The organism is Pseudomonas sp. NPDC078416 (assembly GCF_050268485.1).
In the GTDB taxonomy this organism is placed as follows: domain Bacteria; phylum Pseudomonadota; class Gammaproteobacteria; order Pseudomonadales; family Pseudomonadaceae; genus Aquipseudomonas.
This window is the reverse complement of sequence record NZ_JBNNGV010000002.1, coordinates 263534-278536: the sequence shown is the minus strand read 5'-3', so window position 1 is coordinate 278536 and position 15003 is coordinate 263534. Positions and strand designations below refer to the sequence as shown.

Sequence of the window (15003 nt, the reverse complement as noted above, 5' to 3'; positions counted from 1 at the left end):
CGGGGAGGAGTGACAGGGTACAGCGGGTCGAAACTTTGGCAACCGACACGTGTTGAAGTTCTGTTCGGCGGGGCCTGCAGGGCTTCGACTGTGCGCTGCGGGCAAGCCGTGAAAGACGCGACTTTCAGACCAAATGTCTGCAACTCGGCGCTTTGCGAATGGCCGTCAGGCCCTATAATGCGCGCCGGTTTTTTGGGGTATTGGTCATGAGCACAGAAGATCCGCGTTTCGCTGGCGTCGCCCGCCTGTACGGCACCGAGGGCCTGGAACGCCTGCGCGCGGCCCACGTGGCGGTGGTCGGCATCGGCGGCGTGGGTTCATGGGCGGCGGAAGCCATGGCGCGCTGTGGCGTGGGCGAGATTTCGCTGTTTGATCTGGACGACGTCTGCGTCAGCAACAGCAACCGCCAGTTGCACGCCCTGAGCAGCACCGTTGGCCGCGCCAAGGTCGAGGTCATGGCCGACCGCCTGCGGGAGATCAATCCCGATTGCGTCGTTCATGCCGTCGCCGACTTCGTCACCCGCGACACCATGGCCGAATACATCACGCCGGACATCGACTGCGTGCTCGACTGCATCGACAGCGTCAACGCCAAGGCCGCGCTGATCGCCTGGTGCAAACGGCGAAAGATCCAGATCATCACCACCGGCGGCGCGGGCGGGCAGATCGACCCGACCTTGATTCAGGTCTGCGACCTCAACCGCACGTTCAACGACCCGCTGGCGTCCAAGGTGCGTTCGACCCTGCGCCGCGACTACGGTTTTTCCCGTACGGTCACTCGCCATTACAGCGTGCCGTGCGTGTTCTCCACCGAGCAACTGCGCTATCCCAAGCCGGACGGCAGCATTTGCCTGCAGAAAAGCTTCGTCGGCGATGGGGTGAAGCTGGACTGCGCAGGGGGTTTTGGCGCGGTGATGATGGTGACGGCCACGTTCGGGATGGTCGCGGCGACCAAGGCCGTAGACAAAATCGTCGCAGGCGTGCGACGGCCGTCGGAGCGTGCCAAAGCACAGTCAACGGACTGACGGCAGAGGATGTGGGAGCATGCTTGCTCACGAAGACGGTAGTTCAACCGCTGAATATTTAGCGGATGTGCCGGCCTCTTCGCGGGCAAGCGCGCTCCTACAGGTCTTTCGTCCAGCGCGGATTTTCGGTGGACCATGATCAACTGTAGGAGCGCGCTTGCCCGCGAATGCGATCTGCCTGTGCCATCAATCCCAACAGACCCACCCCGTTCGCGGGCAAGCTCGCTCCTACACTGTCTCTCGGCAACGCACACAATCTTCGGGCTGCACAAAGTCCGTAGGAGCCGGCTTGCTGGCGAACGCGTCGGATCTGAAAAGAAGATGTCAACTGACGTCGCCTTCGCGAGCAAGTTGGAGCGACAGCCCGGTCACTCCCACAAGGTCGGCGGTTCATGCGCGATGGTTTGAAGGCTGATCTCAGCCGGCTAACTGCCGCATCTTCTGCAACACCGCATTCAACCCATTGCTGCGTGACGGCGACAGCTGACGGCTCAATCCCAACTGCGTGAACCACTCCACCAGATCCACCTGCTGCAGCGCTTGCGACGACAGGCCGTTGACCCGGGCCAGCAGCAACGCCACCAGCCCCCGAATCAACCGCGCATCGCTGGCGGCGCGGAACTGCCAGTGCCCGTCGATCACGTCGCCCACCAGCCAGACCTTGCTCTCGCAGCCGTCCACCAGATGCTCGTCGGTTTTTTCTTCGTCGCTCATGGGTGGTAAGCGGTCGCCCCATTGCATCAACAGTCGTGCGCGCTGCTCCCAGCTCAATGACCCGTTGAAGGTCTCCAGTGCGGTGTGCGCATCGGTCGGCAGGCTCATCGCAACAACTCCAGGGCCTGATCCAGTGCAGTGAAAAACCGCTCCAGGTCCTCGGAATCGTTGTACAGCCCCAGCGACACACGGATTGCGCCGGAGAGGCCCAAACCACTGATCAACGGGATGGCGCAGTGGTGGCCGGCGCGAACGGCAACGCCTTGCTCGGTCAGCAGGTGCGCAAGATCGGCGTTGTGTACGCCCTCGACCACAAAACTCACCAGCGCCACATGGGGATCGCCCAGCACCTGCACGCCGTCGCGCAGCACCAGCCCGGCGCGCAGCCGCTCGTGCAGGCGCGCTTCGTATTCGGTGACGGCGGACTGATTGAGGCCGTTGAGGTAATCCAGCGTGGCGCCGAGGCCGATCACCGCGCTGATGGGCGGCGTGCCCGCTTCGAAGCCCAGTGGCGCAGGGCGGAACGTGGCCGTCTGGTAACCGGTCTGCAGGACCATTTCGCCGCCGAACTGCCAGTGCTGCAACTGCGCCAATGCGTCATGTCGCCCGAACAGCACGCCCACGCCATCAGGGCCGTACAGCTTGTGGCTGGAAAACACGTAGAAGTCGCAGCCGATGTCCTGCACATCGTGTCGGCCATGGACGACACCTTGGGCGCCATCAATCACCGTCAGTGCGCCCTGCGCCTGGGCCAGCGCGACGAGTTGCCGGACCGGTTGCCAGGTGCCGAGTACGTTGGACAACTGACTGACCGCCAGCAAACGGGTGCGTGGCGTGATCAGTTTGGCGGCGGCCTCAACATCAATCACGCCGGCCTCGGTGACGGGCAGCACCACCAGCTTCAGGTCGCGACGCAGGGCCAGTTGCTGCCAGGGCAACAAATTGGCGTGATGCTCCAGCGCACTGATGACAATCTCGTCGCCGGCCTGAAATACGTGATCCAGGCCATAGGCGAGCAGGTTGAACGCGGACGTGGCGCCGTGGCTGAAAACGATCTGCCCGGACGCGCCGGCATTCAGCCATTCGCCGGCCTTGCGCCGGGTGTCCTCGAAGGCCTGGGTCGCCATGGCCCCCGGCAGGTGCTGGGCGCGATGCACATTCGCCGCGCCATTAGCGTAGTAATGCACCGTGGCGTCGATCAGGGCTTGGGGTTTTTGTGCAGTAGCGGCGCTGTCCAGGTAGGTCTGGCCTTGCCGCTGCAGGGCGTCGATGGCCGGAAAGTCAGCGCGCCAGGGAGAAATGAGGGGCATATCAGTCACGCTCTTTGGGGCGGGTTCGGCGCCCCGTGGGACACCGAACCCGCACGCAGCATCGATCAGTTGTGAGCGTGCAGCGCTTCGTTCAGCTCGATGGCCGACTTGTGGGATTTGCATTCCACGGCGCCGGTCTGCGAGTTGCGACGGAACAACAGGTCCGGTTGACCGGCCAGTTCACGGGCCTTCACAACCTTGACCAGCTCGTTCTTGTCATCCAGCAGCGCCACTTTGGTGCCCGCCGTGACGTACAGACCGGCTTCCACGGTGTTGCGGTCGCCCAACGGAATGCCGATGCCGGCGTTCGCACCGATCAGGCAGCCTTCGCCGACCTTGATCACCATGTTGCCGCCGCCCGACAGCGTGCCCATGGTCGAACAGCCGCCGCCCAGGTCCGAACCCTTGCCGACGAACACGCCAGCCGACACACGGCCTTCGATCATGCCCGGGCCTTCGGTGCCGCCGTTGAAGTTGACGAAACCTTCGTGCATCACGGTGGTGCCTTCGCCGATGTAGGCGCCCAGGCGCACGCGCGCGGTGTCAGCGATACGCACACCGGCCGGCACCACGTAGTCAGTCATCTTCGGGAATTTGTCGACCGAGAAGACTTCCAGCAGATGGCCTTTCAGGCGGGCTTCCAGCTGACGCTCGGCCAGCTCGCCCAGGTCAATGGCGCCCTGGCTGGTCCACGCGACGTTCGGCAGCAGCGGGAACACACCGGCCAGACTCAAGCCGTGGGGCTTGACCAGACGATGGGAGAGCAAATGCAGCTTGAGGTAAGCCTCGGGAGTGGAGGTCAGCGCGGCGTCTTCGGCCAGCAACGTGGCAACCAGAGGCTTGTGGCTTTCGGCCAGTCGGGTCAACAGCGCGGCCTGAGTGTCGTCGATGCCTTTGAGGGCATTGGCCAGACGCGAGGACAGATCGGTGTTGAAGGCGATGGCCTGATTGCCACCGGTGTAACCCAGGATCGGTGCGACGGCGGCGACGATTTCAGCCGACGGGTTGAGCAGCGGCAGGGCGTAGAAAACTTCCAGCCAGGTGCCTTGACGGTTTTGTGTGCCAACGCCAAAGGCCAGGCTGAACAGAGAAGTGGACATGCAGATACCTCGTTATTTAGGGCTATCTCAATCAGGCGATAGCCGCAGCGTACAGTTCGGGTTTGAAGCCAATCAGGGTTTTGTCGCCAAGATCCAGCACCGGGCGCTTGATCATCGAGGGCTGAGCGAGCATCAGCTCAATGGCCTTTTCCTGATCGAGGTCGGCTTTTTGCGCCTCGTCCAGCTTGCGAAAGGTCGTGCCGGCGCGGTTGAGTACCGTCTGCCAGCCGTGCTCGTTGCACCAACGTGTCAGGTGGGCGCGGTCGATGCCCTGGGTCTTGTAATCGTGGAAATCGTAATTCACCGATTTTTCATCGAGCCAGGTGCGCGCCTTCTTCATCGTGTCGCACGCCTTAATGCCAAACAGGTGCAACGCTTGGTTTTCCTTGGCCATGAGCCTGCTCCCTTTGGGACGGTTGAAAAAAACGGTGGAGGATTATGCCACGTACACGCCGGGTAAGCGCGGCGGGCCGACGCTTTGTCTATTTGAGGTAGGTTTACGGGCGATGAACGCTGGCGACGCCGGCCGACCACGACTGATGTATCAGAACCCCATGACCGTCGCAGCCGCTAAGATGAGCACTTTGCAGCGCGCATCGGGTCTGTTGCCGATGTCAGTCATGAGTCAAAGCTTGGGGAAACACGCAATGCAAACAGCCTATACCGTCCTTATCTTGTTGACGCTGGTAGGTGTCTCGCGATTGCTGGCCCGGTTGATTCCGCTGCCGTTGCCGCTGGTTCAGATCGCCGCGGGCGCCTTGCTGGCCTGGCCGACGCTGGGCCTCCACGTGGCGCTCGACCCTGAGCTGTTCCTGTTTCTGTTCCTGCCGCCGCTGCTGTTTTCCGATGGTTGGCGGATGCCCAAGCGCGATCTGTGGCGCTACCGCGGCGCGATCCTGACCCTCGCGGTCGGGCTGGTGATTTTTACGGTGATCGGCGCCGGTTACTTCATCCACTGGCTGCTGCCTTCCATTCCCTTGCCCGTCGCCTTTGCGTTGGCGGCCGTGCTGTCGCCGACTGACGCCGTGGCGGTCTCGGCTATCGCTCAGGACCGGTTGCCCGCGCCGATCATGCGTATGCTTCAGGGCGAAGCGTTGATGAATGACGCGACCGGGCTGGTCACTTTCAAGTTCGCGCTGGCAGCCGCCATCACCGGGGCGTTTTCCCTGACCGATGCCAGCCTGAATTTCGTGCTGGTCGCCTGTGGTGGTCTGGCCGTGGGCGTCGCGCTGAGTTGGGTGGTGGGGCGTCTGCGCAGTTGGATGATCACCCGGGGCTGGGATGATCCAGCGACCCACGTCGTCTTCATGTTGCTGCTGCCGTTCGCCGCTTACGTGCTGGCCGAGCGCCTGGAGCTGTCCGGAATTCTGTCGGCGGTGGCGGCAGGGATGATGCAAAGCTGGGTCGATCTGCTGCCGCGCCAGACCAGCACCCGATTGCTGAATCGCAGCGTGTGGACCCTGTTGGAATTTGCGTTCAACGGCCTGATCTTCCTGCTGCTGGGCTTGCAGTTGCCGGACATCATCACCGCCGTTACCCACCACGAAGCCACCCTGTGGCCGACCCTGTTGTGGCGTTGCCTTGATGTGCTGGCGATTTTCGTCGTGCTGGCGGTGTTGCGTTACATCTGGGTGCAGAGCGTCTGGCGGCTGATGATCCAGATTCGGCGCTGGCGCGGCAGGGGCGACGGCACACTGGATCTGTCGACCCGTTCGTCATTACTGCTGACCGTGGGCGGGGTGCGCGGTGCTGTCACGCTCGCGGGTACGTTGTCGGTGCCGATACTGATCAGCGCCGGCGTCGACTTTCCCGAGCGTGACTTGCTGATTTTCATTGCGGCAGGAGTGATCCTGCTGTCCTTGGTGTCGGCGAGCATTGGCTTGCCGCTGCTCCTGCGTGGGCAGGTCAGTGAGCCGGACATGCGCATGAAGCGCGAAGTGCGAGACGCCTGGAAGCACACGGCTCAGGCGGCCATTCAGACACTGGAGAACGAGGCGATCCCGGCAGCGACGGATTCGCCTGACGCCGCGCAGGCGGTGCTCGCCATGGAAGTGAAGGCGAGGATCATGTCCGAATACCGCCAGCGTCTGGATATATTCAATGACACCGCCGAGGCTCAAGCTTTGGCGTTCCAGATGGATCAACTGGAGAAACGCATGCGCCTTAACGCCCTGCGTGCTCAGCGCCTGAAGCTGTACGACCTGCACCGCCATCACCAGATCGGCGATGACGTGCTGCGGCTAGTGCTGGCAGAACTCGATTTGAACGAAGCCAATCTGGGTCTGGCGCACTGAGGCTGGAGGCTGGCCTCAGTGCGTAGAGTGTCAGCGAGAAATCAGCGGCTCGTCACAAAATCCCGAATGCGCTGCGCGGCTTCGATGCACTCGGCCAGCGGTGCAACCAGTGCCATGCGCACGCGGCCGGCGCCGGGATTGAAGCCGTCGACGTCGCGGGACAGGTACGAGCCGGGTACCACGGTCACGTGTTCAGTGACGAACAGGTCCCGGCAGAACTTCGCGTCATCAGTGCCGACGCTTGGCCATAGATAGAAGCCGCCGTCCGGGTGTTGCACGTCCATGACCGGGCTGAGAATTTCCAGCACGGCGTCAAACTTTTCCCGGTACAGCGTGCGGTTGGCGCACACGTGTTCTTCGTCGCTCCAGGCCGCGATGCTCGCCAGTTGCGTCTGTACCGGCATCGCGCAGCCGTGGTAGGTGCGATAGAGCAGGAACGCCTTGAGAATCTCGGCATCGCCGGCAACGAAACCCGAGCGCAGGCCCGGCAGGTTCGACCGTTTGGACAGGCTGTGAAACACCACGCAGCGCTTGAAATCCTGGCGGCCCAGTTCGGCGCAGGCGCTCAGCAGACCGGCCGGCGGAGTGGCTTCGTCGAAATACAGCTCGCTGTAGCACTCGTCGGCGGCAACCACGAAGTCGTGCTTGTCGGCGAGGGCGATGAGCTTTTTCAGGGTTTCCAGCGGGATCAGCGCACCGGTCGGGTTGCCCGGCGAGCACAGAAACAGAATCTGGCAGCGGTCCCAGACGTCAGCGCTGACGGCGTCGAAATCCGGGTTGAAACCATGTTCGGCCAGGCACGGCAGATAATGCGGAGTGGCGCCGGCCAGAAACGCCGCGCCTTCATAGATTTGGTAAAACGGATTGGGGCTGACCACCAGACCGTTGTCGTTGCGATTGACGACGGTCTGGGTGAACGCGAACAACGCCTCGCGGGTGCCGTTGACCGGCAGCACATGTTTGGTTGCATCCAGCCAGCCGGCGGGCACGCTGAAGCGGCGCTCGCACCAGTTGGCGATGGCTTCACGCAACGCAGGAATCCCGGCCGTGGTCGGGTAGACCGCCATTTGATCAAGGTTGTCGGCCAGCGCCTTGGCAACGAACTCTGGCGATTTGTGCTTGGGTTCGCCGATCGACAGGGCGATCGGACGCTTGTCCGGATTCGGCGTGACGGCACCGAGCAACGCGCGAAGTTTCTCGAAAGGGTAGGGCTGAAGCTGCTGCAGGGCGTTATTCATGTCGAATCGTTCTCAAGGCTGGGCGCCCGCACTCGTGTTCACGATGTGGCAAGGCGCCGTTGAATCAAGTCGTTAATCGTGCCGTCCTGGCGGTTTCAAATGCTGATGCGCAACTCGCTGCCGGGCTCGGGATTGACGCTGAGCTGCTCAACGATTTCATCCTGCAGGCGTCGACACAGTTGCGGATCGGACAGCGGCTGGTGGTTTTCATCGGTCAGGAAGAACACGTCTTCCACGCGCTCACCCAATGTGGCGATCTTGGCGTTCTGCAATGACAGGTCGAACTCCAGAAAGATCTTGCCCAGTCGCGCCAGCAGCCCGGGTCGATCCGGCGCACTGAGTTCCAGCACCGTGACCGGCCGTTGCGCGTCGTTGGAAATCGTCACCACGGGCGCGAAGGCAAAGTGCTTGAGCTGACGCGGCACCCGGCGCTTGATGATGGTCGGGTAATCGTCGGGGTTGCGCAACGCTTCGGTCAGGCCTTCGCGAATGGCCTTGATGCGCTCCGGATTTTCACCGATCGAACCGCCTTCGCTGTCGAGCACGATGTAGGTGTCGAGGGTGAACTGGCTGGTGGACGTGATGACCCGGGCGTCGTGAATGTTCAGGTTCAGCTGGTCCATGGCCGCCACGGTCACGGCGAAGAAGTCGTGCTGGTCGGGCGCATAAATGAAGATCTGCGTGCCGCCTTCGAACTCGCGCTGGGTGGTTTCCTTGATCAGCACCAACGGGCCGCCATCGGCTGGCTGCTGCAAAATCGCGTCGCTGTGCCAGGCCACGTCCCCTGCGGTGTGACGCAGGAAGTAGTCATCACCCAGTTGCGACCACAACTGCTCGACGTCATCGGGATCGGTGCCGCTGCGCACCAGAATATCCAGGGCAGCGGTTTGCGTGCGACGGATCTGCTCCTCGCGGTCGACCGGGTTCTCCAGCCCACGCTTGAGCGCGCGTTTGGTCTCGGTGTACAGCTGGCGCAACAGGCTGGCACGCCACGAGTTCCACAACGTCGGATTGGTCGCGTTGATGTCGGCGATGGTCAGCACGTAGAGGTAGTCCAGATGCACTTCATCGCCGACGAACTGGGCGAAGTCGTGAATCACCTGCGGGTCGGACAAGTCCTTGCGCTGGGCGGTGGTCGACATCACCAGATGGTTCTGCACCAGCCAGACAATCAGCTGGGTGTCCCAGTGGGGCAGGTGATGACGAATGCCGAACGCTTCGGCATCGATCGCGCCCAGTTCCGAGTGATCACCGCCACGGCCCTTGCCGATGTCGTGGTAAAGGCCGGCCAGATAAATAAGCTCGGGCTTGGGCAGTCTGGCCATGAGCTTGCTGGCCAGCGGGAATTTCTCTGACACCTGCGTGTATTGCAGCTTACGCAGGTGCTTGATCAGGTTCAGCGTGTGGGCATCGACCGTATAGATGTGGAACAGGTCGTGTTGCATCTGCCCGACGATGTGGCCGAACTCCGGCAGGTACAGCCCGAGAATGCCATAACGGTTCATCCGCCGCAGATTGCGATGGATGCCGATTTCGCATTTGAACAGCTCGATGAACAGGCTGGTGTTGCGGATGTCGTTGCGGAAATCGTCGTTGATCAGGTAGCGGTGTTCCCGCAGCAGCCGGATGGTGTCGGCCCGCACGCCCTTTATTTCCGGGCGCTGCGCCATCAGCACGAATATCTCGAGCATCGCGAACGGCGTGCGCTTGAAGACGTTCGGATGGGTCGCTTCGATGTAGCCGTCATGCAGCTGGAAGCGCGAGTTGATCGTCTCGGTGACCGTGCCTTCGTCGTCCGCGAGAATCACTTCTTCGAAGTGCTGGATGATCAGGTCGCTGAGCTGCGCAATGCTCATGACCTCACGGTAATACTTCTGCATGAAGCGCTCGATGGCCAGCTTGGCGTCGCTGTCTTCGTAGCCCAGCAGGCGCGCGATGCTGGTCTGGTAATCGAACAGCAGACGGTCTTCGGAACGCCCGGCCAACATATGGAGCGCGTAACGGACCTTCCAGAGAAATTCCTGGGAAGATGCCAGCAGCGCGTTTTCGCTCTCCAGCAGAAAACCTTCGTCGGCCAGTGCGTGCAGATTCAGCGTGCCGTATTGGCGACGGGCAACCCAGAGAATGGTCTGAATATCCCGCAGCCCGCCGGGCGAGCCTTTGACGTTAGGCTCGAGGTTGTACTCGGTGTCGAAATATTTGTGATGGCGGTTCTTCTGCTCGGCGCGTTTGGCCAGGAAGAACTCCTTGCTCGGCCACATTTCACGGGTGCTGGTGACGGCGAGCATGCGCTGACGCAGTCGCTCGGGGCCGGCAATCGTGCGGCTCTCCATCAAATTCGTGATGACGGTCAGATCGGCCCGGGCCTCGGTGACGCATTCGTCCACCGAGCGCACGCTTTGACCGACTTCCAGGCCGATGTCCCACAGCAGCGTCAGAAAACGCTCGATGGAATCGCGGAAAACTTCATGGTCGGCGCTGTCCAGCAGGATCAGCAGATCGATGTCGGAGTAGGGGTGCAGTTCGCCGCGACCGTAGCCGCCGACCGCCAGCAAGGCGATGTCGGCGTCTTCGCTCCAGTCGAACTGGTCCCAGGCCTGCTGCAGGATGTTATCGACGAACCAGGCACGGTCCTCGATCAGCCGGCGAATCTCCCGGCCCGACTTGAAGCGTCCGTCCAGCACTTCGCGCGCCTGACGAATGGCTTTCTTGAAGGCGGGTATGGGGCTGGCCTTCAGTGCCAGCTCGGCCTGAAACTGGCCGCGATCGAACAAATCTGGGTCCACCTGCGGCATCGAACTGCTTTCCTTCTATCTATACCGACCGTGCAAAACCGACCGTGCTGGCTGTACCGACCACAATGGCGAGTGACTCAGCGATCAGGCCGAGGTGCGGGCGATGGTGTCATCGCTGCGCAGGGTGAAGATTTCATAGCCGGTCGCGGTCACCAGAATGGTGTGTTCCCACTGTGCCGACAGCTTGCGATCCTTGGTGATGGCTGTCCAGCCGTCGCCGAGCAGGCGTGTGTCGGCCTTGCCCTGATTAATCATCGGCTCGATGGTGAAGGTCATGCCTTCCTTCAGCTCCATGCCGTCGCCGGCCTGGCCGTAGTGCAGCACTTGAGGCTCTTCGTGGAAGACCCTGCCGATGCCGTGGCCGCAGTATTCGCGGACGACCGAGAAGCCGTTTTTCTCGGCGTGCTTCTGGATCACTTCGCCGATATCGCCCAGGTGCGCGCCGGGCTTGACCACTTCGATGCCTTTATAAAGGCACTCTTGGGTGACGCGGGACAGACGCTCGGCCCACTCAGGCACTTTGCCTACGTGAAACATCTTGCTGGTGTCACCGTGGTAGCCGTCCTTGATGACGGTCACGTCGATGTTCAGCACGTCGCCATTCTTGAGCGGCTTCTCGTTCGGGATGCCGTGGCAAACCACATGGTTAATGGAGGTGCAGATGGATTTCGGGAAGCCCTTGTAATTCAGTGGCGCCGGAATGGCCTTCTGCTCGTTGACGATGTAGTCGTGGCAGATGCGGTCCAGTTCTTCGGTGGTCACGCCCGGCTTTACATAGGCGCCAATCATTTCCAGCACATCGGCAGCCAGGCGGCCGGCAATTCGCATCTTCTCGATGTCTTCGGGGGTTTTCAGTGTCACGGTCATTAAACAGGCTCTCTCAGCGCGGCGCAGCCACGGCTTGATACGGAAAAAACGCGATTCTACCAGACCGTCGTCAGCCGGGTTATCATCGCGTCCTCCATCGACGCGGGCAGGCTGTCCAACCGCTTGCACGACGGGGGCAAAAGCGTCGGAAAAACAGGCTCTTATTTCGAGTTCCGTTATCCAGTCTTTTGTGATATAAAATGCGCCGCTTTACGGGGTCTGCCCCGAAAGCTCTAACCCACACACGTGTCGACACGATGACCTGGGTGCCTTCGGCTCAAGCCGCTGGTTGGTCATTGGGATACGTGGAGGCCTAACCCGACTTATCAAGGAACTATCATGTCCCAAGTCAACATGCGCGATATGCTGAAGGCCGGTGTGCACTTCGGTCACCAGACCCGTTACTGGAACCCGAAAATGGGTAAATACATTTTCGGCGCGCGCAACAAGATCCACATCATCAACCTTGAAAAAACCCTGCCAATGTTCAACGAAGCTTTGACTTTCGTTGAGCGCCTGGCTCAGGGCAAAAACAAGATCCTGTTCGTCGGCACCAAGCGTTCCGCCGGCAAGATCGTTGCTGAAGAAGCAGCACGTTGCGGTTCGCCGTACGTCGATCACCGCTGGTTGGGCGGCATGCTGACCAACTTCAAGACCATCCGCGCTTCCATCAAGCGTCTGCGTGATCTTGAAATCCAGGCAGAAGACGGCACGTTCACCAAGCTGACCAAGAAAGAGGCGCTGATGCGTACTCGCGATCTGGAAAAGCTGGATCGTAGCCTGGGTGGTATCAAGGACATGGGCGGTCTGCCAGACGCTCTGTTCGTTATCGACGTTGATCACGAGCGCATCGCGATCACCGAAGCCAACAAGCTGGGTATCCCGGTTATCGGCGTTGTCGACACCAACAGCAGCCCTGAAGGCGTTGACTACATCATCCCTGGCAACGACGACGCAATCCGCGCCATCCAGCTGTACATGGGTTCGATGGCTGACGCTGTGATCCGTGGTCGCAACAACAATGCTGGCGGCACCGACGTTTACGCTGAAGAAGCTCCAGCGGCAACTGTTGAAGGCTGAGTAACAAACGCCTGGCGTTGACTCAGTACGCAAAAAGGGGGCTTGGCCCCCTTTTTGCCACCTCGAAAACCATCTGACGTTGCCATCGATCTTATTGTCATGTGCAGCAGTCACCATGGATTTTCAAGAATTTGAACGCCCGTACTGCGGGTGGAATGGTTGAAGACCTATCCAAGAGGATTTTGAAATGGCAGAGATTACTGCAGCGTTGGTCAAAGAACTGCGCGAGCGTACCGGCGAAGGCATGATGGATTGCAAAAAGGCCTTGACCAAGGCTGGCGGCGACATCGAAAAAGCCATCGACGATATGCGTGCTTCGGGCGCAATCAAGGCAGCCAAGAAAGCAGGCAACGTTGCTGCTGAAGGCGCCATCTCCATCAAGGACGACGGCAAAGCTGCTGTCCTGATCGAAGTCAACTCCCAGACCGACTTCCTGGCTCTGCAGGACGACTTCAAGGCATTCGTCGCTAAAAGCGTCGAGAAGGCCTTCGCTGACAAGCTGACCACCGTTGAGCCTCTGGTTGAAGCGATGGAAGCTGATCGTCTGGTGCTGGTCGGCAAGGTTGGCGAGAACGTCAACATCCGTCGTCTGGCGCGCATCGAAGGCGACGTGCTGGGTTCTTACCTGCACGGCAACAAGATCGGCGTGGTTGTCGTCCTCAAGGGCGGCGATGCAGAGCTGGCGAAAGACATCGCCATGCACGTAGCGGCGACCAACCCTGAGTTCCTGCTGCCTTCGGACGTTTCGCCAGAAGCGATCGAGCGCGAGAAGAATGTCTTCATGCAGTTGAACGAAGACAAGCTGAAAGGCAAGCCTGCTGAAATCGCCGAGAAGATGGTTGGCGGCCGTATCAGCAAGTTCCTGGCTGAAGCCAGTCTGGTCGAGCAGGCGTTCGTCAAGAACCCGGAAATCAAGGTCGGTGAACTGGCCAAGAAAGCCGGTGCTGAAATCGTTTCCTTCACCTACTTCAAAGTAGGCGAAGGCATCGAGAAGCCAGTCGACAACTTCGCTGAAGAAGTCGCTGCTCAAGTAGCTGCAAGCAAGCAATAAGACGGTTTTCCAACTGTCGCCCCGAAGAGGCTGCCCGCTAACGCGCGCAGCCTCTTTGTCAAAGCGGTAAGCGGAATTGTTATTGCTGCACTGAATTTGTTTTTTGCAGGGGGCTGGGCCTACGAGGCTGCATTTCCCTGAAGCAGTGACCTAGAGTTAGCGCAGGCCGAAAACGGCCCGCAACTCGAACGATTTTTTTCAAACGCCGCAGGAGAGATTCGCAATGGCTCAGCAGGGCAGTGGCTATCAAGCTCGCTATAAACGCATTCTACTCAAGCTCAGCGGCGAGGCCCTGATGGGGTCGGAAGAGTTCGGCATCGACCCCAAGGTGCTGGATCGCATGGCGCTGGAAGTCGGTCAACTGGTCGGTATCGGCGTTCAGGTCGGTCTGGTCATCGGTGGCGGTAACCTGTTCCGCGGCGCAGCGCTGAGCGCGGCCGGTATGGATCGGGTCACGGGCGACCACATGGGCATGCTGGCCACCGTGATGAACGCGCTGGCCATGCGTGACGCGCTGGAGCGAGCCAATATCTCGGCCATCGTGATGTCAGCCATTTCCATGGTGGGCGTCACCGATCACTACGATCGTCGCAAAGCCATGCGTCACCTGAATGCCAAGGAAGTCGTGATCTTCGCGGCCGGTACCGGCAATCCGTTCTTCACCACGGATTCGGCAGCGTGCCTGCGCGCAATCGAGATCGACGCTGATGTCGTGCTGAAAGCAACCAAGGTCGATGGTGTGTACACTGCCGATCCATTCAAGGACCCGCATGCCGAGAAGTTCGATCGTCTGACCTATGACGAAGTGCTGGATCGCAAGCTGGGTGTAATGGATCTGACAGCCATCTGTCTGTGTCGTGACCACAAGATGCCACTGCGTGTCTTCAATATGAACAAGCCCGGCGCCCTGCTGAACATTGTGCATGGCGGCGCGGAAGGTACTTTGATCGAGGAAGGCGAACAATGATCAACGAAATCAAGAAAGACGCTCAAGAGCGGATGAAGAAATCCCTTGAGTCCCTGGCCCACGCATTCGGCCAGATCCGTACCGGCAAGGCGCACCCGAGCATTCTCGGCAGCGTCATGGTGCCGTACTACGGTTCCGACACCCCGTTGAGCGGCGTCGCCAACGTGACCGTGAAGGACTCCCGTACGCTGCAGGTCGTGGCGTTCGAGCGCAACATGCTCTCTGCGGTCGACAAGGCCATTCAGAGCGCGGGTCTGAACCTCAACCCGACCAACCTGGGCGAGATGCTGTTGATCTCCATGCCTGCCCTGACGGAAGAGACCCGCAAGGGCTTCACCAAGCAGGCGCGCAGCGCCGCAGAAGACGCCCGCGTTGCCGTGCGTAACATCCGCCGTGACGCGTTGGGTGAGCTGAAGAAGCTGGTCAAGGACAAGGAAATCAGCGAAGACGAGGAGCGCCGCGCCGCTGCCGACATCCAGAAGCTGACGGACAAGGCTGAGGCGGACATCGACGCCGCGACCAAGTCCAAAGAAGCGGACCTGATGGCCGTATAAGGGCCGGG

The 15003-nt window shown here is 60.7% G+C and carries 13 protein-coding genes; 6 read left to right on the top strand and 7 right to left on the bottom strand.

Annotated features, from left to right (window positions below; translation table 11 throughout):
• Nucleotides 1-206: 206 nt before the first annotated feature.
• Complete coding sequence (gene tcdA, locus ACQKEN_RS05140; RefSeq protein ID WP_427684129.1) at nt 207-1025, top strand: tRNA cyclic N6-threonylcarbamoyladenosine(37) synthase TcdA; 819 nt, start codon at nt 207-209, stop codon at nt 1023-1025.
• A gap of 417 nt (nt 1026-1442) precedes the next feature.
• Here tcdA and ACQKEN_RS05135 read toward each other — a convergent pair whose 3' ends face one another.
• From ACQKEN_RS05135 to ACQKEN_RS05120, 4 genes are all read right to left on the bottom strand, one after another.
• Nucleotides 1443-1847, bottom strand: a complete 405-nt coding sequence (locus ACQKEN_RS05135) for a SufE family protein (RefSeq protein ID WP_427684127.1) — start codon at nt 1845-1847, stop codon at nt 1443-1445.
• Nucleotides 1844-3049 (bottom strand): aminotransferase class V-fold PLP-dependent enzyme, encoded by a 1206-nt coding sequence (locus ACQKEN_RS05130; RefSeq protein ID WP_427684125.1) that lies wholly within the window; start codon nt 3047-3049, stop codon nt 1844-1846. The genes ACQKEN_RS05135 and ACQKEN_RS05130 overlap by 4 nt, the downstream gene beginning before the upstream one ends.
• 65 nt (nt 3050-3114) lie before the next feature.
• Nucleotides 3115-4149 carry a 2,3,4,5-tetrahydropyridine-2,6-dicarboxylate N-succinyltransferase gene (dapD, locus tag ACQKEN_RS05125; RefSeq protein WP_237259165.1) on the bottom strand — a complete coding sequence of 345 codons (1035 nt, stop codon included), beginning with the start codon at nt 4147-4149 and terminating at the stop codon, nt 3115-3117.
• Nucleotides 4150-4180: 31 nt separating this feature from the next.
• Nucleotides 4181-4543 (bottom strand): ArsC family reductase, encoded by a 363-nt coding sequence (locus ACQKEN_RS05120; protein WP_427684123.1) that lies wholly within the window; start codon nt 4541-4543, stop codon nt 4181-4183.
• Nucleotides 4544-4796: 253 nt separating this feature from the next.
• Here ACQKEN_RS05120 and ACQKEN_RS05115 point away from each other — a divergent pair, with 253 nt between their 5' ends.
• On the top strand, nt 4797-6443 hold the full coding sequence (locus tag ACQKEN_RS05115; RefSeq protein ID WP_427684121.1) for a Na+/H+ antiporter: 1647 nt from the start codon (nt 4797-4799) through the stop codon (nt 6441-6443).
• Between the two features lie 41 nt (nt 6444-6484).
• Here the strand turns inward: ACQKEN_RS05115 and dapC are convergent, their stop codons facing one another.
• The 3 genes from dapC to map all read right to left on the bottom strand — a co-directional run bounded on the left by dapC (nt 6485) and on the right by map (nt 11343).
• Nucleotides 6485-7681 carry a succinyldiaminopimelate transaminase gene (gene dapC / locus ACQKEN_RS05110; protein WP_427684119.1) on the bottom strand — a complete coding sequence of 399 codons (1197 nt, stop codon included), beginning with the start codon at nt 7679-7681 and terminating at the stop codon, nt 6485-6487.
• Nucleotides 7682-7776: 95 nt separating this feature from the next.
• The gene (locus ACQKEN_RS05105; RefSeq protein ID WP_427684117.1) at nt 7777-10476 is read right to left on the bottom strand and encodes a [protein-PII] uridylyltransferase; all 2700 of its coding nucleotides are present in this window, start codon (nt 10474-10476) and stop codon (nt 7777-7779) included.
• Nucleotides 10477-10560: 84 nt separating this feature from the next.
• Complete coding sequence (gene map, locus ACQKEN_RS05100; protein ID WP_427684115.1) at nt 10561-11343, bottom strand: type I methionyl aminopeptidase; 783 nt, start codon at nt 11341-11343, stop codon at nt 10561-10563.
• A 339-nt stretch (nt 11344-11682) separates the two neighbouring features.
• On the opposite strand from map, the gene rpsB reads away from it, so the two are divergent.
• The 4 genes from rpsB to frr all read left to right on the top strand — a co-directional run bounded on the left by rpsB (nt 11683) and on the right by frr (nt 14995).
• Nucleotides 11683-12423, top strand: a complete 741-nt coding sequence (gene rpsB, locus ACQKEN_RS05095; RefSeq protein WP_037014262.1) for a 30S ribosomal protein S2 — start codon at nt 11683-11685, stop codon at nt 12421-12423.
• A gap of 187 nt (nt 12424-12610) precedes the next feature.
• The gene (gene tsf / locus ACQKEN_RS05090) at nt 12611-13474 is read left to right on the top strand and encodes a translation elongation factor Ts (protein WP_122537362.1); all 864 of its coding nucleotides are present in this window, start codon (nt 12611-12613) and stop codon (nt 13472-13474) included.
• 223 nt (nt 13475-13697) lie between these two features.
• Nucleotides 13698-14441, top strand: a complete 744-nt coding sequence (gene pyrH, locus ACQKEN_RS05085) for a UMP kinase (protein WP_037014256.1) — start codon at nt 13698-13700, stop codon at nt 14439-14441.
• Nucleotides 14438-14995 (top strand): ribosome recycling factor, encoded by a 558-nt coding sequence (frr, locus tag ACQKEN_RS05080; protein WP_065989845.1) that lies wholly within the window; start codon nt 14438-14440, stop codon nt 14993-14995. The genes pyrH and frr overlap by 4 nt, the downstream gene beginning before the upstream one ends.
• Nucleotides 14996-15003 lie beyond the last annotated feature (8 nt).

Bases quoted from the DNA above. Each gene is read 5' to 3' on its own strand.
- pyrH (WP_037014256.1), top strand. From the start codon at position 13,698: ATGGCTCAGCAGGGCAGTGGCTATCAAGCTCGCTATAAACGCATTCTA.
- dapD (WP_237259165.1), bottom strand. From the start codon at position 4,149: ATGTCCACTTCTCTGTTCAGCCTGGCCTTTGGCGTTGGCACACAAAAC.
- tsf (WP_122537362.1), top strand. From the start codon at position 12,611: ATGGCAGAGATTACTGCAGCGTTGGTCAAAGAACTGCGCGAGCGTACC.
- ACQKEN_RS05105 (WP_427684117.1), bottom strand. From the start codon at position 10,476: ATGCCGCAGGTGGACCCAGATTTGTTCGATCGCGGCCAGTTTCAGGCC.
- ACQKEN_RS05120 (WP_427684123.1), bottom strand. From the start codon at position 4,543: ATGGCCAAGGAAAACCAAGCGTTGCACCTGTTTGGCATTAAGGCGTGC.
- ACQKEN_RS05130 (WP_427684125.1), bottom strand. From the start codon at position 3,049: ATGCCCCTCATTTCTCCCTGGCGCGCTGACTTTCCGGCCATCGACGCC.
- frr (WP_065989845.1), top strand. From the start codon at position 14,438: ATGATCAACGAAATCAAGAAAGACGCTCAAGAGCGGATGAAGAAATCC.
- ACQKEN_RS05135 (WP_427684127.1), bottom strand. From the start codon at position 1,847: ATGAGCCTGCCGACCGATGCGCACACCGCACTGGAGACCTTCAACGGG.
- rpsB (WP_037014262.1), top strand. From the start codon at position 11,683: ATGTCCCAAGTCAACATGCGCGATATGCTGAAGGCCGGTGTGCACTTC.
- map (WP_427684115.1), bottom strand. From the start codon at position 11,343: ATGACCGTGACACTGAAAACCCCCGAAGACATCGAGAAGATGCGAATT.
- ACQKEN_RS05115 (WP_427684121.1), top strand. From the start codon at position 4,797: ATGCAAACAGCCTATACCGTCCTTATCTTGTTGACGCTGGTAGGTGTC.
- tcdA (WP_427684129.1), top strand. From the start codon at position 207: ATGAGCACAGAAGATCCGCGTTTCGCTGGCGTCGCCCGCCTGTACGGC.
- dapC (WP_427684119.1), bottom strand. From the start codon at position 7,681: ATGAATAACGCCCTGCAGCAGCTTCAGCCCTACCCTTTCGAGAAACTT.